Raw genomic sequence first — 18,191 nt, 5'->3', positions numbered from 1 at the left:
CTGTGCCTCGGGTGCGGGTGCGGTGCGCTCGGCTCAGCGCTGGTACGGGTTGCGGCCGGGCTCGGGCGCTCCCAGGTGCTCCTGGCCACCGCCGCCCTGTGCCTGCGTGGCTTCGAGCTGCTGCGCCTGCTCCTTGCCGATCTGCTGCTCGGCGCCGCAGAAGGTGCACTGGGTCGTGAACTTCGTGGAGAACGCGAACAGCGGCACGAAGAACAGCGTGAACTTGCTGACGCGCTTCTTCAGCGTGTGCGCGGCCGGGTTGCCGCAGCGCCCGCAGACCAGGGTGAGTATGGCCAGTTGGTAGAGGTAGCTCTTGCTGCCAAAGATGATCATTCGGTGGTCCCCTCCGTGCCGTGATCCTTGTCTGCCCTGCTGTCGAGTCTGCACCAACCCCGCCGCTCGCGACGCCGGGCCCCGCTCAGCGGTCGCCGGGGCGCAGCCGCAGGACCGTGGAAGTCGCGTGCCGGCCGATGTTCTGGCGGACCTCGGCCAGCAGCCCCGTGCCCACCCGCCGGTACGGTACGTCGCCCAGCCCGATCGCCACGATCCGTTCCTCGCCCTCGTCCGCCAGCCCCGCCAGCGCCTCCCGCGCCTGAGCCCGCACCGTCGGCGTCAGCGGGCTCGACAGCAGCGGATCCGCGTCACCCGGAAGCACCAGCACCAGCGCCCGGGGGGCCCGCGCGGTGCCCGTGTAGCCGACGACGGCCGCGTCCCGCGTGTCCGCGTGCCGCACCTTCACCCAGGACTTGGCCTCCCGGAGCCGGTAGCGCGACGCCAGGCCCTTGCACACCAGGCCCTCCACGCCCTGGCCCACCAGCGCCTCGTACCAGACCAGTGCCTGCTCGCGGTCGGTCGTCGCCAGCACCCGCTGCACCTGCGGACCCGCCTCCTTGAGCGCGCCGCCCAGCAGCTCCCACCGCTGCTCCAGCGGCAGCTCCCGCACATCGCGCCCCGGCACGGCCAGGACGTCGAAGGCGACGTACGCCACCACCACCCCGTCCGCCACCCGCGCCGCGTGCGGTCGCATCAGCTGGTGGAAGGCGAAGGCCCCGTCAGCCCACGCGCACACCTCCCCGTCGAGCACCAGACCGTCCGGCAGCGCGCCGATCGCGGCGGCGACGTCCGGGAAGTCGGGCCTCATGTCGCGCCCCGAGCGGGACTGGAGAACGGGCGGGGCCGCGCCCCGCGCGAACGCCACGCACCGGAACCCGTCCAGCTTGACGCTGTACTGCACCCCGCCCGGCAGCCCGTCCGCCGCCGGGATCTCCGCCGCCGTCCGGGGCCGCATCACCTGGACCGGCGGCACGACCGCGGCCACGACTCTCACGCCCCCGGCAGCGGATGGGCGTGGTCCGGATCGACCAGCGGGGCCAGCAGATCGCCGTACCGCTCCAGCCGTACGCCGATGTCCGCCGCCCGGAAGACGAGCCGCGCCGGGGCCTCGCGCCCGGCCTCCACCTCGTCCCAGGTCACCGGCGCGGACACGGTCGGCTCGGTCTTCGCGCGGAGGGTGTACGGCGCCGCCGTCGTCTTCGCGGCGGCGTTCTGGCTGAAGTCGACGAAGACCTTCCCCGGCCGCAGCGCCCGCGTCATCCGGTGCACGACCAGCTCCCCGAGCGCCTCCTGCGCCTCCAGCGCGAGCCGTTTCGCGTACGCCGAGACCTCCTCGGACGGCGTCGGCTCCAGCGCGGCCAGCAGATGCAGCCCCTTGGAGCCCGAGGTCTTCGCGTACGACTCGATGCCGTCCGCCGCGAGCCGCTCACGCAGCCACAGCGCGACCGCGCAGCACTCCGCGACGCCCGCCGGCGCGCCGGGATCGAGGTCGAGGACCAGGCGGTCGGCGATGCCGGGCTCCGGGTCGAGCCACTGCGGCGTATGGAACTCCACCACCAGGTTCGCCGCCCAGATCAGCGTCGGCAGGTCCTGGACGACCACCTGGCGCGCCCGCTGGCCCTCGGTGCGGGACACCTCCACCGTCCGCACCCAGTCGGGCGTACCCTGCGGCGGATTCTTGGTGAAGAACAGCTGTCCGTCGGGGCCGTCCGGATAGCGCAGGAACGAGATGGGCCGGTCGCGCAGATGCGGGAGGAACGCGTCCGCGGTCGTGGCGTAGTAGTGCAGCACCTCGCCCTTGGTGGTCCCGGTGGCGGGATAGAGGACCTTGTCCAGATTGCTGAGCGCCAGGCGCCGCCCCTCCACCTCTGTGATAGGCGACATACGATGACATTCTCATGCGATGACTGGTAAACGCGTCTCAAGGGGGCGAAACGTGCGATCCATCTGGAACGGTGCCATCTCCTTCGGGCTGGTCAGCATCCCGATCAAGCTGGTCAACGCCACCGAGCACCACTCGATCTCGTTCCGCCAGATCCACACGGCCGACGGCGGCCGCATCCGCTACCGGAAGGTCTGCGAACTCGACGGCGAGGAGATCCCGGCGTCGGAGATCGGCAAGGGGTACGAGGAGCCGGGCGGCGGGATCATGCCGATCACGGACGACGACCTGGCCGCGCTGCCGCTGCCCACCGCCAAGACGATCGAGATCGTCGCCTTCGTGCCGGCGGCCAGGATCGACCCCCTCCAGATGGACTCGGCGTACTACCTGTCGGCGAGCGGCGCCCCGGCCGCCAAGCCGTACGTCCTGCTGCGCGAGGCGCTCAAGCGCAGCGACAAGGTGGCCGTCGCCAAGTTCGCGCTGCGCGGCCGTGAGCGGCTCGGCATGCTGCGGGTGGTGGACGACGCCATCGTGATGCACGGGCTGCTCTGGCCCGACGAGGTACGGGCGCCCGAGGGGGTCGCGCCGGAGACGAACGTGACGGTGCGCGACGCCGAACTGGACCTGGCGGACGCGCTGATGAACACGCTCGGCGAGGTCGACCTCGACACGCTCCACGACGACTACCGCGAGGCGGTCGAGGAGATGATCGCCGCCAAGGCGTCCGGTGGCGAGCTTCCCGTCGAGGCGGCGCCGGCGGCCGGCGGCGGCCAGGTGATCGACCTGATGGCGGCGCTGGAGAAGAGCGTGCGGGCGGCGAAGGAGTCGCGCGGCGAGGACGAGGGCGAAGAGGTCGCCGAGGTCACGCGGATGGCGCCGGGCAAGAAGGGCAAGGCGGCGGCTTCTCCCGCGGGGGGCAAGAAGAAGCCGGCGGCGAAGAAGACGGCTACGGCGAAGAAGACGACGCCCGCGGCCGGGGCGACGGCCGGCGCGAAGAAGGCGGCTGCGGCGTCCGGGAAGCAGGCCGCGGGGCAGAAGCAGGCGCAGGCGACGAAGAAGACCACCGCGAAGAAGGCGGCCCCGAGGAAGCGCGCGTCGGCCTGACGGCCGGCCCGCCCCGGCCCGCACACATCGGGTCCACGGCCCGGATGCGCCGCGCGGCCGCCCCGGCAGCCGCGTTGGCGACGTATACCGCGACTTTTCACGGCGGCGTCATCGCCCCTTCCCTGCCTCTTCCCTTCCGCTGTGTCCTCTTGGAACATTCTGTTCGCTTCTGTCTCCTCACACCCCAAGAGGCCCCGCACTCATGCCAGAACTCAATAGGCGCCGCTTCCTCCAGATAGCCGGCACGACCGCGGGCTTCGCCGCCCTGTCGAGCAGCATCGACCGCGCCGCCGCCATCGCGGCCAACCGCGTCTCCGGCACGATCCAGGACGTCGACCACATCGTCGTGCTGATGCAGGAGAACCGTTCCTTCGACCACTACTTCGGTGCGATGAAGGGTGTACGGGGCTTCGGGGACCCGCGCCCGGTGACGCTGCCGAGCGGCAAGCCGGTCTGGCACCAGGCGGACACCGGCAACAAGGTGACCCTGCCGTTCCACCCCACCGCCGACGACCTGGGCATGCAGTTCCTCCAGGGCCTCAACCACGACTGGGCCGGCGGACACAAGGCGCTCAACAAGGGCAAGTACGACCAGTGGGTGCCCGCCAAGACGCCGACGACGATGGCGTACCTGACGCGGGAGGACATCCCCTTCCACTACGCGCTGGCCGACAAGTTCACCGTGTGCGACGCCTACCACTGCTCGTTCATCGGAGCCACCGACCCGAATCGCTACTACATGTGGACGGGGCACACCGGGAACGACGGCGCCGGCGGCGGCCCGGTGCTCGGCAACGAGGAGTCGGGGTACGGCTGGACGACGTACCCCGAGCGGCTGGAGAAGGCCGGCGTCTCCTGGAAGATCTACCAGGACACCGGCGACGGCCTGGACGCCGCCGGTCACTGGGGCTGGATCAACGACGCCTACCGGGGCAACTACGGCGACAACTCGCTGCTCTACTTTAACCAGTACCGCAACGCCAAGCCCGGCGACCCGCTGTACGACAAGGCGCGTACCGGCACCAGCGTCAAGAACGGCGACGGCTACCTCGACGACCTCAAGGCCGACGTCCGGGCGGACAAGCTGCCGCAGATCTCCTGGATCGCCGCTCCCGAGGCCTTCACCGAGCACTCCAACTTCCCGTCCAACTACGGCGCCTGGTACATCGCGCAGGTGCTCGACGCGCTGACCTCCAACCCCGAGGTGTGGAGCCGCACGGCCCTGTTCATCACGTACGACGAGAACGACGGCTTCTTCGACCACATCGTGCCGCCGTACCCGCCCGCCTCCGCCGCGCAGGGCAGGTCCACCGTCGACACCACCACCGAGCAGTACGCGGGCGGCGCCTCGTACACGGCGGGCAACTACGGCCTCGGCCCGCGCGTCCCGATGCTCGTCGTCTCCCCCTGGAGCACCGGCGGTTACGTCTGCTCCGAGGTCTTCGACCACACCTCGATCATCCGCTTCATGGAACGCCGCTTCGGCGTGAACGAGCCCAACATCTCGCCGTGGCGGCGCGCGATCTGCGGCGACCTCACCTCCGCCTTCGACTTCGCCGTAACCGACCCCCGGCCCGCCGAGCTGCCCGACACCGCCGCGTACGAGCCGCCGGACCGCGAGCGCCACCCCGACTACCGGCCCACCCCGCCCGCCGTCGGCAGCCTGCCCCGGCAGGAGCCCGGCGCGCGCCCGGCCCGCGCGCTGCCCTACGCGCCGTACGTGGACGGCGCGGTCAACACCGCCGACGGCCGGATCGCCCTCACCTTCAGCCCGGGCGCGAAGGCCGGCGCGCAGTTCTACGTCACGTCGGCGAACCGCACCGACGCGCCGTGGACGTACACCGCCGAGGCCGGCAAGAAGATCTCCGACACCTGGAACTCGGCGTACTCCAAGGGCACGCACCACCTCACGGTCCACGGCCCCAACGGCTTCCTGCGCACCTTCCGCTGCCCCGCCAAGACCGCCTGCCCCGAGGCCACCGCCCGCCACAACGCGACCACCGGCAACCTCGACCTCACCCTGACCAACCCGGGCACCACCACCGCCCGCCTCACGGTCACCAACGCCTACGGCGGCGCGCCGCAGACCTTCACCGTCCGAGCGGGCGCCACGGTCACGCACACGGTGGACCTGCGCGCCACCAAGCGCTGGTACGACGTGTCGGTGGTCTCCGACACGAACACCACCTTCCTGCGCCGCTTCGCCGGACACGTGGAGACCGGCGCGCCCGGCGTGAGCGACCCGGCCACGCTCACCGCCTGACGGACCCGGGGGTGGGGCCGCACCCGCCCCCGGCCTTCCGCCCGGGGGTGCGGCCCGCCCCGGGCTTCCACGGTGAGGCCGTGCGACCGGTCAACGCCTGGCAGGCCCTGAGCCGGTCCGGCCAGGGCCTCACGTCCTGGCCACTGGCGATCGGCCGGTTGCCGCGATCACACCCGGCCGAGCTCGGCCGCGCGCCGCCTGTTGACGTACGCGAGCATCGCGGGATCGGCGCCGACGGCCACCGGGTGCCCCACGCAGTCGAGCATCGGCAGGTCGGACGTGTGGTCGCCGTACCCGTAGCAGTCCGCCGGGTCGATCCACGGGCGGGCCTCCAGCAGCTCGCGCACCGCGGCCGCCTTGGCCTCGCCGATCATGGGCTTCTCGACCTCGCCGGTGTACCGGCCGTCGCGCACGACGGGCCGGGTGCACAGCAGGTGGTCGGCCCCGACCTCCGCCACCACGGGATGGAGCACGGCGTCGAACGACCCGGAGACCAGGACGATCTCCGCCCCCTCCGCCCGGTGCGCGCGCAGGGCGTCACGGGTGCTCTCGATGTAGAGCCCCGCCGCGTTCCGCTCGGCGTACCAGCGGGCGCCCAGGTCGTGGACGCCGGCGACCGGGTCGCCCGCGAAGTGGGAGTAGTACGCGCGGTTGATCTCCTCGCGCGGCACGCCCTCGTCCGCCTTCTGCTGGAGCTCGGCACGGATCCGGGCGTACTCGGTGGCGCCGTACGGGCCGTGCTCGGCCACCAACTGGAACCGCATGAACTCGAACATGCTCTTGCAGTTGATGAGGGTCTCGTCCACGTCGGCGAAGACCAGGTACGGGGGAGTGGGCATCTGCCGCACTCTCCTTTCGCATGGAAAGATTTGCTGGTGCAATGATTGCTATAGCGCTGCCCGGGGCCCGGACCATGGCGCGGAGCAGCGCCGGGGCCGTGATCCGAAACCCCGGGATAAACCGGCGTCACCGCGTATGTCGAGAAAGCGTTCCATGCTTGCCTGCGCAGTGGAATGCGGCGCGAAGGAAAGGGCCGCAAGCCTCTCTTCGAAAAGGCGGTAAGCATTCATTTTCTCGCTGCTCTCACTCGAAGCGGTCCGGTGGTGGTCGTGCTCAGCGCCGCATCAGCGCCGCGCCGGTGGCCATGCCCCCGCCGAAGGCGAGCAGCAGCACCAACTCCCCGTCAGTGATGGCGTCCTGGCGCAGCGCGTGGTCCAGCGTGATCGGTACGGAGGCCGACGCCGTGTTCCCGTAGCGGTCGATGGTGCGGTGCACCGTGACGTCCTCGGCCAGCTCCAGCGACGGCACGAGCGCGTCGAGCATCACACCGTTGGCCTGGTGCGCGACCAGGTGCCGCACCTGCCGTCCGTCGACGCCCTGGTCGGCGAGGAAGCCCTTCACCGCGAGGGGCACTTCGGAGACCACGAAGTCGCGTACGCCGCCGCCGTCCATGCGGAACGCGTCGCCGTGCTCCCGGTGGATCAGATGCCCCAGGTGTCCGTGACTGCGCAGCTGGGTGGCCAGGATCGAGCCGCGACCGGAGTCCCGCGCCGGGCCGATGACCGCCGCGCCGGCCCCGTCGCCGAACAGGACCACGGTGCGGTGGTCGGTGCGGTCCAGGATGCGTGAGTAGATGTCGGCCCCGATGACCAGCGCGTACCTGCCCGCGTCACCGGTCGCCAGCATGCCGCGCGCGGTGGCCAGGGCGAAGAGGAACCCCGTGCACACGCCGTTGACGTCCAGCGCCGCGGCTCCGGTGGCGCCGAGCGCCGCCTGCACCGCGGTCGCGGTGGGCGGCTGGGACCGGTCGGGCGTCGAGGTCGCCAGCACGACGAGACCGAGCTGCTCGGGCTGGATGCCGGCCCGCTCGATCGCCTGCCGCCCGGCGGCGACGGCCGCGTCCGCGGTGGTCGTTCCCGCGTCGGCCCAACGCCGTTCGACGACCCCGGTCTTACGGGTGATCCACTCGCTCGGGCCGCCGGTCTCCGCGACCGCCTCCGCGTTGCTCACCACCCGCTCGGGCACCCAGGCGCCCGTGCTGATCAGGGCGGTCATCGCGACGCCTCCTGCTCCAGGGCGCGCGAGGCGACGGGCATCAGGTTGGTGAGCAGTGCCACCAGGGTCCCGATGATGAGGAGGGTGAAGTGCACCATCTGCACGGGGCCGAGGTGCAGCCAGTAGCCGAAGTACAGGCCGCTGATGAGGAAACCGGCGAAGAGCAGCAGGAACGGCACCAGGGAGTGGTTGACCTGGCGTACGTACGTGAAGAGGCCCGGCGAGGGGGCGCGCAGCAGGCGTACGCCGGTGGCGACGGCCCGCCACATCAGGGCGACCGTGCCGAGCTGGTAGACGATCACGGCTATGAGCGCCGGGGCGGCCAGGCCGTTGGGCAGGGCGCGCGCCTCCAGGCCGTTGCCGCGGACCGGGTCGTCGATCAGCGCCTTCATGTTCATGGTGGCCTGGAGCAGCGCCTTGTTCGTACCGAAGTCGGTGATGTTGTTGATCGCGATGAGGGTCAGCCAGGCGGTGACGCCGGCCAGCAGCACCACGGTGAGCAGGAGCAGGCCGCTGCGGCTGTGGGCCGGGGCGGCGTGCTGCTCTTCGTTCCGTCTGAGGGTGGTCGAACTCATGGTGATTCTCCGTTGGTTGGCGGGTCGTGCCGTGCGGTCGGGCCGTGCGCGCCGGGACCGGGTGCGTCGGTGCCGTGCGGTCAGGCCGTGCGGGCCGAGGCCGGCTCGGGCGCCGCGCCGTTGAGTACGTTCGCCACCGCGTCCCCCGCCAGGCGGTGCTCCTTGGGCCCGAGGCGGTCGGCGTCGTACGCGGTGAACCGGATGCGGGCGTGCGCCGCCCGGTTGCCCGCCTGGTGCAGCTCCAGGTCCACGGTGAACTTCAGGCGCGCCGGGTCGCTCGTGTCGGACTCGACGACCGTGCAGGTGATGTCCGCGTCCAGCGGGAAGAGGAAGTTGTCGAAGCTGATGTCCATGCCGTGCCAGATGTAGTAGTGGCGCAGCTCCGGCCACTGGGTGGCGACGAACTTCTCGCAGAAGGCGATGAACATCTGGCGGAACGCCTCGATGGCGACCATGCCCTGGACGTGCTCACCGGTCTGGTGGTCGAGCAGCAGCTCGTTGTCGGAGTGCAGCCGGAGCGTGGCGCGGTACGTGTCCTCGCCCTGCTGCTGGAGGCCGGCGAGCAGGACGTTCGCCTCACGGTTCTTGTGTGCCTCGGCGCGCGGGACGACGACCGGGTTGTTGGGCTGCGTGAGGATCTTGCGGGAGAGGCCGGCTCTCTCCAGCGCGGCCCGGACGTACTCGCGGTCGAAGTCGTTGACGCCCTGCCCCTCCCAGAGAAGGAGCGGGGTCGCGAGGTCGTCGTACGCGCCGGAGGTCACGGCGGAGACGAAGCCGCTGACGGTGCGGACGGCCTCGTGCTTGGCGAAGGAGCTGAAGCGGTCCCCGACGAGGCAGACGCTCTTCAGAAGGTGCTCGGACATGGGTCCTCCGAAGGATTCGGGTGATTCAGGCCGTGCGGATGCGGTGCGGCACGGCACGGCCGGCGCATGAGGATGTGAGAAGGCGGGGAACGGTGGTGAGAGGCCGCGCGAAAGCCGGGCGCGTCAACGGGCCCGGCTGTGCGTCGGCTTGGGAATCCCCCCGGACCCGCGGTCGAATCGGAGGGGTCAATTCCGATTACTGGAGGGCGAGTTCGTGCCGGAGAGAGATGATGTGTACGATTTCAGGGGACACCGGTGGTCTGCGACCAGAACGGTCTACGACCGTGGCGGGCGGTGAATCAACGCGCCATTACGTCGGTGTCGGCAACACTCGGTACACATGAAATACATATTTCCCCCCGGCGATATGTTTACGCGTTCCCCCGCCGCGAGGCCATTCCTTCAGCCCCGCGACAGGTTGAACACTGCCAAACATCTAGTTGGTTGACAACCTCCGTCGGAGTGACCCACGCCACAGCCTTTGCGAATGCTAGGAAGTTTGCCGGAGGTTCACCGTCTCGTGGGGGTGGGCCGGGGCGGTGCGGGGCCGGGGCGGCCGCCTCCTTCGTTCCCCGTCCGTCAGCTGCCGGCGTGCCGCACCTGCGTGGCCGCGACCCGCCCGGCCAGCTCCACCACGCATTCGCGGACGACCGGCCCCAAGTCCTCGGCGTCCACCCGCGATCCGACGATGAGCCGGGACAGCTGCGGTACGGCGCTCGGCCAGGCGGCCAGCCCGATGAGCGACAGCAGCATCACGGCCGCCTCCGGCCCCGAGGCGATGCCCAGGCGCTCGGCCAGCGCGTCCACCTTCAGGGAGTACCCCTCGGCCCGGTCCTGCTCGCCGGCGACCGACGGCTCCCGCTGGTGCAGGGCCTCCCACAGGAGCAGCCGCAGGAGCTCAGGCCGCTCGCGGTGGAAGTCGTACACCGAGCCCACCCACTGGGCCACGTCGTCGCCCGGCTTGCCGACCGATTCGGTGAGCTCGTCCATGGCTGCGCCGACCGTGGCCGCGAACAGACCTTCCTTGCTGCCGAAGTGGCCGTAGACCCGCTCCTTGTTGACCCCGGCCAGCTCCGCGATGCGGTCGACCCGGGCGCCCGCCACCCCCAGGGCGGCGAACTCCTGGCGGGCAGCCCCCAGGAGCTTCTGCTTCGTCACTGCTGTGTCTCTAGCCATGGAGCCAGATTACCCAACCGAATGGTTGGGACTCGTTGACATCCAACTGGTTGGTTGGTTCTATGTTCGCCATGACCACCGACTCGACCGTCACGCCCGCGGCGGCGCCGCTGCGTGAGACCAAGCCGGCCAGGGCAACGCCCTCGCCCCGATCCGAGGCCGCGCCCGGCGCCGTCGCCGGGGCCGCGCCCGAGGCCGCCTCCTTCCTCCGGACCGTGCCGGCCCTGTGCGCGGTGGGCGTCCTGATCGTCGGCCAGCTCTACACCGTGCTCCCCGTACTCGGCCTGCTCGCCGACTCGTGGTCCACGACCGCGTCCGCCGCGGGCTGGACCACGACCGCCTTCGGCTTCGGGTACGCCGCCGGATTCCTCTTCTGGGGCCCGCTGTCCGACCGCTTCGGACGCCGCAACCTGATCGTCCTCGGCCTGCTCCTCACGGCGCTCACCACGGCCGCCGTAGCCGCCGCCCCCAACCTGGCGGTGGGCTGCACCATCCGCGTCGTACAGGGCCTGAGCGCGGCGACCTTCGCGCCACCGGCCTTCGCGTACATCGCCGAGCGCATCGAGCCCCACCGGCGCGTGGCCGCCATGACATGGCTGACCAGCTCGTTCCTCTCCGCGGGCGTACTGGGCCAGGTGTTCTCGCAGACCGTGGCCGACGCCCTCGGCTGGCGCGCGGTCTTCCTGATGTGCGCGGCCGGCATGATCGGCGGCGCGCTGCTGCTGCGTACGGTGCTGGACGCGGACCGAACCGCCGCCACCACCTCGTCCCTCGACGCCTACCGCGCGATGGGCAGGCTCCTGACCAAGCCGTCCCTGGTCCTGCTCCTGCTGGCGACGGTCACGCTGCTGTGCGGTTTCGTCGCCGTCTACACCGGCCTCCAGGTGGCCGGCCCCGCCGGCCTCGCGGGCGACCCCGACACGATGCTCCTGCTGCGCGCCAGTTCGCTCCCGGCCATGGTGCTCGTACCGCTGGTCACGCCGTTCCTCGTACGGCTGCCGGCCGTCGGCCGGGTCGTCGGCGCGCTGCTGCTGGCCGCGACGGTGAGCGCCGGATCGGCGCTGCTCTCACGCGGGGGCGACATCGACGTCGTCCTGCTGGCCGCGCTGCTGTTCGTCTTCGTGTTCGGCATCGCGGTCACGGCGCCGGCGCTGGTGGAGGCCATCGGCTCGCAGGCGGGCCCGGCGCGCGGCGCGGCGGTGGCCCTCTACACCTTCGCCCTGTTCATCGGCGCCAGCGTCGGCCCGCAACTGGCGACGGCGGCGGGGAACAGCTCCACCGTCTTCGCGGTGATCGCCGGCGTGCTCGGCACCGGTGCGGTACTGGCCGCGCTGGGCCACCGCGTGCGCCGCTGACCGGCCCGGCCCCGTACCCCCACCACAAGGAAGGGAACGATCAGCCATGCGATACGGCATCCTCACCGCGGCTCTGGCCCTCGGCGGAGCCTGCGCCCTCGGCGCGGCGGTACTGGTCACCGCCGACGCCGGCGACCCGGGCAAGGCGCCCGCCGCGCCCGCCGCCACCTACTCGACAGGTCCGAAGGAGAAGAACGTGAAACCGGTAGCCAAGGGCAGCGACAGGGCCAAGGCCGCCACGAAGCAGTCCAAGGACGCCCTGGCCGAGGCGGGTCTGACGATCCCCGAGGGCTGGCACCCGGCCCAGATCCGGTCCGAACGCCACGAGGACCGCCCCGTGACCGTGGTCCGCTACGAGCAGGACACCACCCGGGACCTCGGCGGCGAGCACATCACGACCGTCGTCGACGACGAGGGCACCCTGTACGGCTACACGCGGATGACGGTGGCCGGAGCCGAGAAGCCCGTACCGGCCGACGACAAGGCGCGGGAGACGGCCTTCGACTGGCTGCGCGGCTTCGCGCCCGAGCACGCGGACGGCCTGTCGGTGCAGTGGGTGGACCAGCACGACGAAGAGGTGCGCGACAAGGCGGGAGCCGCCCACACGGTCTCCGGCGCGAAGGTGAAGACGCACCACGAGAACGGCCTCTACACCTGGATGATCGTCGACGGCGACGGCGACATCGTCACGTACGAACGGGACGTCCGCTGGGACGGCGCGGCGAACCGCCGCGCGACCCAGATGTGGCTGCACGACAAGTGGATCGCGGCCCGCGAGGGCAGCGGCCCGCAGCCCCCTTCCCCGTACGCACAGTCCTGACCCTCCTCCCGAAAGGCAGCACAGCATGACGACCGCCACCATGACGACGACGACCGCCCCGCAGAAGGACGCCACGACCAGAAGACAGACGGCCTGCAACTGCGGCTGCGAGATAGCGCTCTGGTCGATGCCGGAGGGCACGGCGGACCACTGGGAGTGCACAACCGACCGGTAGTACGACGTACTTCTCCGGCGTCCCCCCCTGGGTGTCCCACCGGTGCCGCACCGCGCCGGCCCCCCACCTGGGTGGCCCCGGGTCCCTACCCGCGACGGCCCCCCACTTCCCCCCACTTGGGTGGCCCCCCCGGCGCCACAGCCGCCCGCGACGGACCACCCCACGTCCCCCCACACTTGGGTGGCCCCGGTGCCCACACCCGCGCCGGACCACCCACCACAGCTGGGCGCCGCCCCTCCCCGGCCGGCGCCCGGACCCCGGCCCCGGCCAGCCTTCAATCCCCCCGCAAGGCTGAGCCGGGGCCGGCTCGTACCCGCACCGCTGCCGGGTGATGCGGCCCGCCCACGCCGACGCCCGAGGCCGCTGAGCGCCAGCCCCTCAGAACTGCACGGACGGCACCCTCGGCCCACAAGCCGGGGGCGTCGTCGTATTCCGGCCAAGAGCCGACAGCCGCAAGTCGCCGACCGCACCTGCCGCGTCGCTTCGCGCATCGCCAGTGAACGACAGCCCCAAGAACCCCGCCCGGTTCGCGCTCTAGGCTTCCGGGACCAAGCTGCTGAACCTCGCAGTATGGCCCACACAGAGGATCAACCGCGACGTCGGCTGAACAGCGCGCAAACCCCCTGCCCAGACTGCGGGTTGCCGCAGGACAGGGTCCTGACGCTCGACCAGGGCTGGGTTCTCCTGGAGCCGAACATGACCCCTCCGGCCCATGTGGTCCCCGCTGACCACCGGTGGATCGAACTCTCCGACGGCCGCGCAACCGTCTACGGCGTATGCCCACCGGACCCGTCCCAGCGGTGCCGCATCCCCCACCACTTGGCGTGCTCCGCACGGCCCTTGCCGGACCTGTGGCCGTGGCTGACAACCCTCCGAGCCGAGAACGCAAGAAGAACAGAACGACAACCGCCCCGGCAACCACCAGAGCCCCCGCTGGAATGGCCGAGAGCCGGATGATGGTCTCCGTGGAGGGCGCACAGCACCGACTGCGCATACGCGAAGACCCCGTTCTCAGCGTTCTCGCTGATGGCGGGGTCTTTGGGCGCTTCCTGCGAAGTGCCCCCGGCAGGATTCGAACCTGCGCACACGGCTCCGGAGGGCACTGCCCCCCGTACGATCATTGCCCACCTGACCTGTGGAAACGGCTTCGCCTGATCGTGTGTGGGTGAATCTCACACGCCACTCACACGAAGTGCCAACAGCGCTGCAATCAGGAGCTGGTCGAGGTCTTGATCGGCGAGGGCTGGACGATCTTCCACGACCTGGGCCTTGCCGACGCCCGCCGGGCCGTGCACGTGGAACAGGAACCGGTGGCGGTCGTCGTCCACCGGCAGGTCGAAGTTCTTCCGGAACGCCCGCAGTTCCTCGCGTCTGCCCACGAAGCCCGCCCGCCGCCTGCGCCGGATCAGCTCCTGCATCGACATCCTCGCCCGCGCCATCCCGCCCCTCCACTGGCCCCGCTCCGCGGGCCAGTGTCGTGCGGCTGGGCGGTCGTGAGGTGAACGGCCGCCGTACTCGATGGAGTGTCCGCGTCTCGTAACAGGGTTCCTGGGGTGTACAACTTTCACTCGAGGTGGTCTGTCTCCTGTTGCGTCACACACGTTCCGTACAGGAGGCACAGTGCCCCGCCGCACTCTCACCGCCGCGATCGCCGTCACCGCGCTCGCGACCCCCCTCGCGCTCTTCGCCACCTCCGGCACGGCGTCGGCCGCGCCCGTGCCGCCCCGCACGCCGATGACCGACTTCAACCACGACGGACACGCCGACCTCGCGGTCGCGGCGCCCTTCGGCACCGTCGGCGGTGTGGAGAAGGCCGGTTACATCTCGGTCGTGTACGGCACCGCCTCCGGGCCCGCGACGGCGCGCCACCAGATGATCAGCCGGGCCACGCCCGGCGTCCCCGGCGACCTCCAGAGCAGCTTCGCCTTCGGTGCCCAGACGCTCCCCGGTGACCTCGACGGCGACTCCTACACCGACCTGCTCGTGGTTGGCGGCGGCGGCGACGACCGCGAGCCGACGGTGCTCTGGGGCTCCAAGGACGGCCTGACCGGCCAGAACACCGTTCTGCCGTACTGGCCCTCCGAGTTCGCCCTCGGTGACTTCAACGGCGACGGCAAGCGCGACCTCGTCGTGAACTCCGAGCCGAGCGACGACCCGGACGTCTCCGGGATGACGATCCAGTACGGCCCGTTCACCCGGGACGGCAAGACGCGCACCCAGGACAGCATCACCACGGACGACGGCCCCTCGGGTCTGCGCTCCTTCATCACCGGTGACCTCACGGGCGACGGTGTCGACGACATCGTCACCACGCACGGCTTCGAGGAGATGCAGCACGAGGCCCGCTTCTGGAAGGGGTCGAGGACCGGCGTCGGCCACACCTCCAAGGCCCTCGGCACGGCGTACAGCGGCACCGTCGGCGATGTCGACGGCGACGGCTACGGCGACCTGATCACCCGCGACATCGGCTCCGTCACCGAGGTCATCGACTCCGCCCCGGGCAGCATCACCATCCAGTACGGCGGCTCCACCGGGCCGAGCAACACGGGCAAGAAGGTCATCACCCAGGCCACCGCGGGGGTTCCCGGGGCGAGCGAGGCGAACGACGCCTTCGGCGCGTCCCTCAGCGCCGGTGACGTGAACGGCGACGGCAAGGCGGAGGTCGCGGTCGGCGTTCCCGGCGAGAGCCTCGACGCCGCCACCGGTACCGGCGCGGTGATCCTGCTCAAGGGCGCGTCCAAGGCCGCCGGCGGCATGACTGGCAAGGGCGCGATCGCCTACAACCAGTCCACTGCGGGCGTGCCCGGCGTCTCCGAGTCGGGCGACGACTTCGGCCGCCAGGTGAGCCTCTCCGACCTGAACAAGGACGGCAAGGCGGACCTTACCGCGACGGCCCCCGGCGAGGACGGTGCCTTCGCCGACTCGGGCGCCCTGTGGAACCTCTACGGCTCCGCGAGCGGCCTGACCACGACGGGCGCCGGCACGCTCAGCCCCGTGAAGCTCGGCGCCCCCGAGAAGGACGCGAAGTTCGGCCACACGCTCGGCGGCTGACCCCCTCCCCCTCTCTCGCCTTCTGTCTTTCTCTCTTCCGGAGGATCAGTGCGACGCTCCCTCACGGCCGCCCTCGCGGTCACCACGCTCGTCACTCCCCTCGTGCTCGTCGCCGCCGCCGGCTCGGCCTCGGCCGCGCCGGTGCCGCCGCGCACGCCGCTCGTCGACTTCAACCACGACGGGTACGCCGACCTCGTGTTCTCCGCGGTCGGCGGCTACGAGGGCACGACGCCCGGCCAGGTGACGGTCGTCTACGGCTCCGCGTCGGGCCCCGTCACCGCGCACGCCAAGACCTTCGGCCGCGCCACCCCGGGCGTGCCCGGCGACCCGGAGAGCGGCGGACGCTTCGGCCAGGAGACGGCCGCCGCCGACCTCGACGGCGACCGGTACACCGACCTCGTCGTCAGCGGCTACGACGGCAAGGCCGTGGTCCTGTGGGGCTCCGCCGCCGGCCTGTCCGGCCAGGGCAGCGCCGAGCTGCCCTGGAACGGCGGGCACGTCACCGCCGGCGACTTCAACGGCGACGGCAAGCGCGACCTGGTCACGGTGGACTTCCCGCGCAGCGGCGACCCCAACAACGACGACCAGGGCATGCTCATCTCCTACGGCCCCTTCACGCGCGAGGGCAAGGCCGCGAGCACCCAGGCGGTCGCCACCAGCCGGGCCTTCGGCCCCGGCGGCTTCGTCACGGGCGACATCACGGGCGACGGCGCCGACGACATCGTCTCCAACCACGGCTTCGAGGAGATGGCGTACGCCAGCAGGTTCTGGGCCGGCGGCAAGGACGGCGTGAACACCACCCCCAAGCCGCTCGCGGCCTCCGTCGGCGGGGCGATCGCGGACGTCGACAAGGACGGCTACGGCGACCTGATCGTCCGCGACATCGGCAACAACTTCGAGGGCATGCCGTACCAGAAGGGCACGATCCTCATCAAGTACGGCACTGCGGACGGACCTTCGACGACCCGCACCGCGAAGATCACGCAGGACACGGCGGGCGTGCCCGGCGTCGGCGAGGAGGGCGACGAGTTCGGCTCCTCGATCAGCGCGGGCGACGTGAACGGCGACGGCTACGCGGACGTCGCGGTCGGCATCCTTGGCGAGGACATCGAGTCGGTCGCGGACGCGGGGAGCACGGTGCTGCTCAAGGGCTCCCGCACCGGTCTGACCGGCACGGGCGCGCAGGCCTTCCAGCAGTCCACGACCGGCGTGCCCGGCGCCTCCGAGAAGGAGGACAAGTTCGGCAGCCAGGTCCTGCTGTCGGACACCAACAAGGACGGCAAGGCCGACCTGACGGCGACCGCGCCCCTGGAGGACGGCACCTACGCCGACTCCGGCGCCGCCTGGCACCTGCGGGGCGCGGCCGGCGGCCTGACGGTCACCGGCATCACGTCGTTCGGCCCCAAGGCGCTCGGCGCGCTGGAGAAGGGCGTCATGTTCGGCTCGTGGCTGGCGCGCTGACCCGTCCCTTCGGGACAGCCCCGGGCGGCGGTGGCGAGTCGTAGGGCACGAGGCCCCCACGCGCCACCGCCCTCCGGAAGGGGCCCCGCCCGGCCCGTCGGCCGCCCGGCCCGCGCTCAGTCCACCAGCGGCAGCAGCTCGGGAAGCTGCCCGTCCGAGGCCCGCGCGCCGCGCGCCCGCTCCTCGGGCACCTCGCCGTAGATTCGCAGGTCAAATGGGTAGTGTTCGCTTCCGCTGTGGTTCTGCGCAAACGGGGGATGTCGGTACAGCTGGCTTTGGCGGCAGCGGAGCGCTCAGACGTCGTCGAGTGGACGAGCTCGAGGGCGACTTGTTGCGCGACCACTCCCGCCTCGCCTACAGCGAGATCCTCACCGACGAGAAGAAAGAGACCGCCACCGGCTTCTGGACCCGCGCTCAGGCGTTCTTCACCCAGGCCGGGATCACCGTCGAGCGGGTGCTGACCGACAACGGCTCCTGCTACCGCTCACGCGCGACTGGTGCGATGCTCTCGCGGCAGCCGGGATCGCCCACAAGCGAACCCGGCCCTACCGGCCGCAGACCAACGGCAAGGCCGAGCGCTTCAACCGCACCCTGCTCGACGAGTGGGCCTACGCAAAGCCCTACCGCTCAGAGCAGGAACGGCGCGACGCCTTCCCCGCCTGGCTGCACACCTACAATCACCACCGCGGCCACACCGCGCTCAAGGGCCAACCACCCCCCAGCCGCGTCCCCAACCTCACAGGGCAATACAGCTAGGGCGTGCTGCCGGTAATCCCTGTCTTGGGTCTGTTGCAGGGCTTCACGGGTCACCTGCAGGTTCTTCGACGTCAGAAACGCCCCGAGGACTGCCACGGTCGCGAGCCCGAAGGTCACTATTGCGGTGCGGAAGCCCGTGACTGGTACCGCTTTTGGAGCGTCGTCCTTTGTCAACCGATCCAGGCGCCGACCGTCAAATCACCACGGGCCTTGGACCAGCATCCAGGCCAGGCCGGTGACGGCTGCGAGCGCCGTGACCACCCCAAGGATCTGCAGAGCCCGGCTTGGATTCTTCCCGTTCTGTTGCACCCATGGCCTCCCG

Annotated in this window: 17 protein-coding genes and 1 pseudogene; 9 read left to right on the top strand and 9 right to left on the bottom strand. The window is 71.1% G+C overall.

Annotated elements, in window-relative coordinates:
* Positions 1 to 33: 33 nt before the first annotated feature.
* The 3 genes from IE185_RS25505 to ligD form a co-directional block, all read right to left on the bottom strand.
* A complete protein-coding gene (locus tag IE185_RS25505) occupies positions 34 to 333 on the bottom strand; it encodes a zinc ribbon domain-containing protein (RefSeq protein ID WP_138899472.1) in 300 nt (99 codons plus the stop codon).
* A gap of 85 nt (positions 334 to 418) precedes the next feature.
* A complete protein-coding gene (locus tag IE185_RS25500) occupies positions 419 to 1,327 on the bottom strand; it encodes an ATP-dependent DNA ligase (RefSeq protein ID WP_229843689.1) in 909 nt (302 codons plus the stop codon).
* Complete coding sequence (gene ligD, locus IE185_RS25495; protein WP_138898731.1) at positions 1,324 to 2,217, bottom strand: non-homologous end-joining DNA ligase; 894 nt, start codon at positions 2,215 to 2,217, stop codon at positions 1,324 to 1,326. The genes IE185_RS25500 and ligD overlap by 4 nt, the downstream gene beginning before the upstream one ends.
* 52 nt (positions 2,218 to 2,269) lie before the next feature.
* On the opposite strand from ligD, the gene ku reads away from it, so the two are divergent.
* Both ku and IE185_RS25485 read left to right on the top strand, forming a co-directional pair.
* Positions 2,270 to 3,319 (top strand): non-homologous end joining protein Ku, encoded by a 1,050-nt coding sequence (ku, locus tag IE185_RS25490; RefSeq protein WP_138898730.1) that lies wholly within the window; start codon positions 2,270 to 2,272, stop codon positions 3,317 to 3,319.
* Positions 3,320 to 3,521: 202 nt separating this feature from the next.
* Positions 3,522 to 5,582, top strand: coding sequence for a phosphocholine-specific phospholipase C (locus tag IE185_RS25485; RefSeq protein ID WP_138908876.1), 2,061 nt, complete (start codon positions 3,522 to 3,524; stop codon positions 5,580 to 5,582).
* Positions 5,583 to 5,749: 167 nt separating this feature from the next.
* Here the strand turns inward: IE185_RS25485 and IE185_RS25480 are convergent, their stop codons facing one another.
* The 5 genes from IE185_RS25480 to IE185_RS25460 form a co-directional block, all read right to left on the bottom strand.
* Positions 5,750 to 6,421 carry an HAD family hydrolase gene (locus IE185_RS25480; protein WP_138898570.1) on the bottom strand — a complete coding sequence of 224 codons (672 nt, stop codon included), beginning with the start codon at positions 6,419 to 6,421 and terminating at the stop codon, positions 5,750 to 5,752.
* Positions 6,422 to 6,695: 274 nt separating this feature from the next.
* Positions 6,696 to 7,637: a 3-oxoacyl-ACP synthase III family protein gene (locus IE185_RS25475; RefSeq protein WP_138898571.1), complete on the bottom strand. Its 942-nt coding sequence runs from the start codon at positions 7,635 to 7,637 to the stop codon at positions 6,696 to 6,698.
* On the bottom strand, positions 7,634 to 8,212 hold the full coding sequence (locus IE185_RS25470; protein WP_138898572.1) for a DUF2165 family protein: 579 nt from the start codon (positions 8,210 to 8,212) through the stop codon (positions 7,634 to 7,636). The genes IE185_RS25475 and IE185_RS25470 overlap by 4 nt, the downstream gene beginning before the upstream one ends.
* A gap of 80 nt (positions 8,213 to 8,292) precedes the next feature.
* A complete protein-coding gene (locus tag IE185_RS25465; RefSeq protein ID WP_138898573.1) occupies positions 8,293 to 9,075 on the bottom strand; it encodes an AfsA-related hotdog domain-containing protein in 783 nt (260 codons plus the stop codon).
* Between the two features lie 579 nt (positions 9,076 to 9,654).
* A complete protein-coding gene (locus tag IE185_RS25460; RefSeq protein WP_138899013.1) occupies positions 9,655 to 10,251 on the bottom strand; it encodes a TetR/AcrR family transcriptional regulator in 597 nt (198 codons plus the stop codon).
* 71 nt (positions 10,252 to 10,322) lie between these two features.
* Here IE185_RS25460 and IE185_RS25455 point away from each other — a divergent pair, with 71 nt between their 5' ends.
* The 4 genes from IE185_RS25455 to IE185_RS33280 all read left to right on the top strand — a co-directional run bounded on the left by IE185_RS25455 (position 10,323) and on the right by IE185_RS33280 (position 13,558).
* Positions 10,323 to 11,606: an MFS transporter gene (locus tag IE185_RS25455; RefSeq protein ID WP_211362628.1), complete on the top strand. Its 1,284-nt coding sequence runs from the start codon at positions 10,323 to 10,325 to the stop codon at positions 11,604 to 11,606.
* A gap of 46 nt (positions 11,607 to 11,652) precedes the next feature.
* Positions 11,653 to 12,426, top strand: coding sequence for a hypothetical protein (locus IE185_RS25450; RefSeq protein WP_138899012.1), 774 nt, complete (start codon positions 11,653 to 11,655; stop codon positions 12,424 to 12,426).
* Between the two features lie 25 nt (positions 12,427 to 12,451).
* Positions 12,452 to 12,601, top strand: coding sequence for a hypothetical protein (locus tag IE185_RS25445; protein WP_167519140.1), 150 nt, complete (start codon positions 12,452 to 12,454; stop codon positions 12,599 to 12,601).
* Positions 12,602 to 13,171: 570 nt separating this feature from the next.
* Complete coding sequence (locus IE185_RS33280; protein ID WP_138897823.1) at positions 13,172 to 13,558, top strand: DUF6083 domain-containing protein; 387 nt, start codon at positions 13,172 to 13,174, stop codon at positions 13,556 to 13,558.
* A gap of 215 nt (positions 13,559 to 13,773) precedes the next feature.
* On the opposite strand, the gene IE185_RS25440 is transcribed toward IE185_RS33280, so the two are convergent.
* On the bottom strand, positions 13,774 to 14,019 hold the full coding sequence (locus tag IE185_RS25440; protein WP_138897822.1) for a hypothetical protein: 246 nt from the start codon (positions 14,017 to 14,019) through the stop codon (positions 13,774 to 13,776).
* Between the two features lie 202 nt (positions 14,020 to 14,221).
* On the opposite strand from IE185_RS25440, the gene IE185_RS25435 reads away from it, so the two are divergent.
* The 3 genes and pseudogenes from IE185_RS25435 to IE185_RS25425 all read left to right on the top strand — a co-directional run.
* Positions 14,222 to 15,652, top strand: coding sequence for an FG-GAP-like repeat-containing protein (locus tag IE185_RS25435; protein WP_308432815.1), 1,431 nt, complete (start codon positions 14,222 to 14,224; stop codon positions 15,650 to 15,652).
* 48 nt (positions 15,653 to 15,700) lie between these two features.
* A complete protein-coding gene (locus IE185_RS25430) occupies positions 15,701 to 17,113 on the top strand; it encodes an FG-GAP and VCBS repeat-containing protein (protein ID WP_138897820.1) in 1,413 nt (470 codons plus the stop codon).
* Positions 17,114 to 17,450: 337 nt separating this feature from the next.
* Positions 17,451 to 17,869, top strand: a pseudogene (locus IE185_RS25425) (integrase core domain-containing protein); the annotation flags it as partial.
* Positions 17,870 to 18,191 lie beyond the last annotated feature (322 nt).

Origin of the sequence: Streptomyces chryseus (assembly GCF_014650755.1) — a bacterium.
In the GTDB taxonomy this organism is placed as follows: domain Bacteria; phylum Actinomycetota; class Actinomycetes; order Streptomycetales; family Streptomycetaceae; genus Streptomyces; species Streptomyces chryseus.
The sequence above is the reverse complement of the archived record's forward strand: the minus strand, read 5'-3'. Positions and strand labels throughout refer to the sequence as shown.

What these genes read in the sequence shown, in the direction of transcription:
- IE185_RS25505 (WP_138899472.1), bottom strand. Translation starts at nt 333, where the DNA reads ATGATCATCTTTGGCAGCAAGAGCTACCTCTACCAACTGGCCATACTC.
- ligD (WP_138898731.1), bottom strand. Translation starts at nt 2,217, where the DNA reads ATGTCGCCTATCACAGAGGTGGAGGGGCGGCGCCTGGCGCTCAGCAAT.
- IE185_RS25485 (WP_138908876.1), top strand. Translation starts at nt 3,522, where the DNA reads ATGCCAGAACTCAATAGGCGCCGCTTCCTCCAGATAGCCGGCACGACC.
- IE185_RS25480 (WP_138898570.1), bottom strand. Translation starts at nt 6,421, where the DNA reads ATGCCCACTCCCCCGTACCTGGTCTTCGCCGACGTGGACGAGACCCTC.
- IE185_RS25475 (WP_138898571.1), bottom strand. Translation starts at nt 7,637, where the DNA reads ATGACCGCCCTGATCAGCACGGGCGCCTGGGTGCCCGAGCGGGTGGTG.
- IE185_RS25470 (WP_138898572.1), bottom strand. Translation starts at nt 8,212, where the DNA reads ATGAGTTCGACCACCCTCAGACGGAACGAAGAGCAGCACGCCGCCCCG.
- IE185_RS25465 (WP_138898573.1), bottom strand. Translation starts at nt 9,075, where the DNA reads ATGTCCGAGCACCTTCTGAAGAGCGTCTGCCTCGTCGGGGACCGCTTC.
- IE185_RS25460 (WP_138899013.1), bottom strand. Translation starts at nt 10,251, where the DNA reads ATGGCTAGAGACACAGCAGTGACGAAGCAGAAGCTCCTGGGGGCTGCC.
- IE185_RS25455 (WP_211362628.1), top strand. Translation starts at nt 10,323, where the DNA reads ATGACCACCGACTCGACCGTCACGCCCGCGGCGGCGCCGCTGCGTGAG.
- IE185_RS25450 (WP_138899012.1), top strand. Translation starts at nt 11,653, where the DNA reads ATGCGATACGGCATCCTCACCGCGGCTCTGGCCCTCGGCGGAGCCTGC.
- IE185_RS25445 (WP_167519140.1), top strand. Translation starts at nt 12,452, where the DNA reads ATGACGACCGCCACCATGACGACGACGACCGCCCCGCAGAAGGACGCC.
- IE185_RS33280 (WP_138897823.1), top strand. Translation starts at nt 13,172, where the DNA reads ATGGCCCACACAGAGGATCAACCGCGACGTCGGCTGAACAGCGCGCAA.
- IE185_RS25440 (WP_138897822.1), bottom strand. Translation starts at nt 14,019, where the DNA reads ATGCAGGAGCTGATCCGGCGCAGGCGGCGGGCGGGCTTCGTGGGCAGA.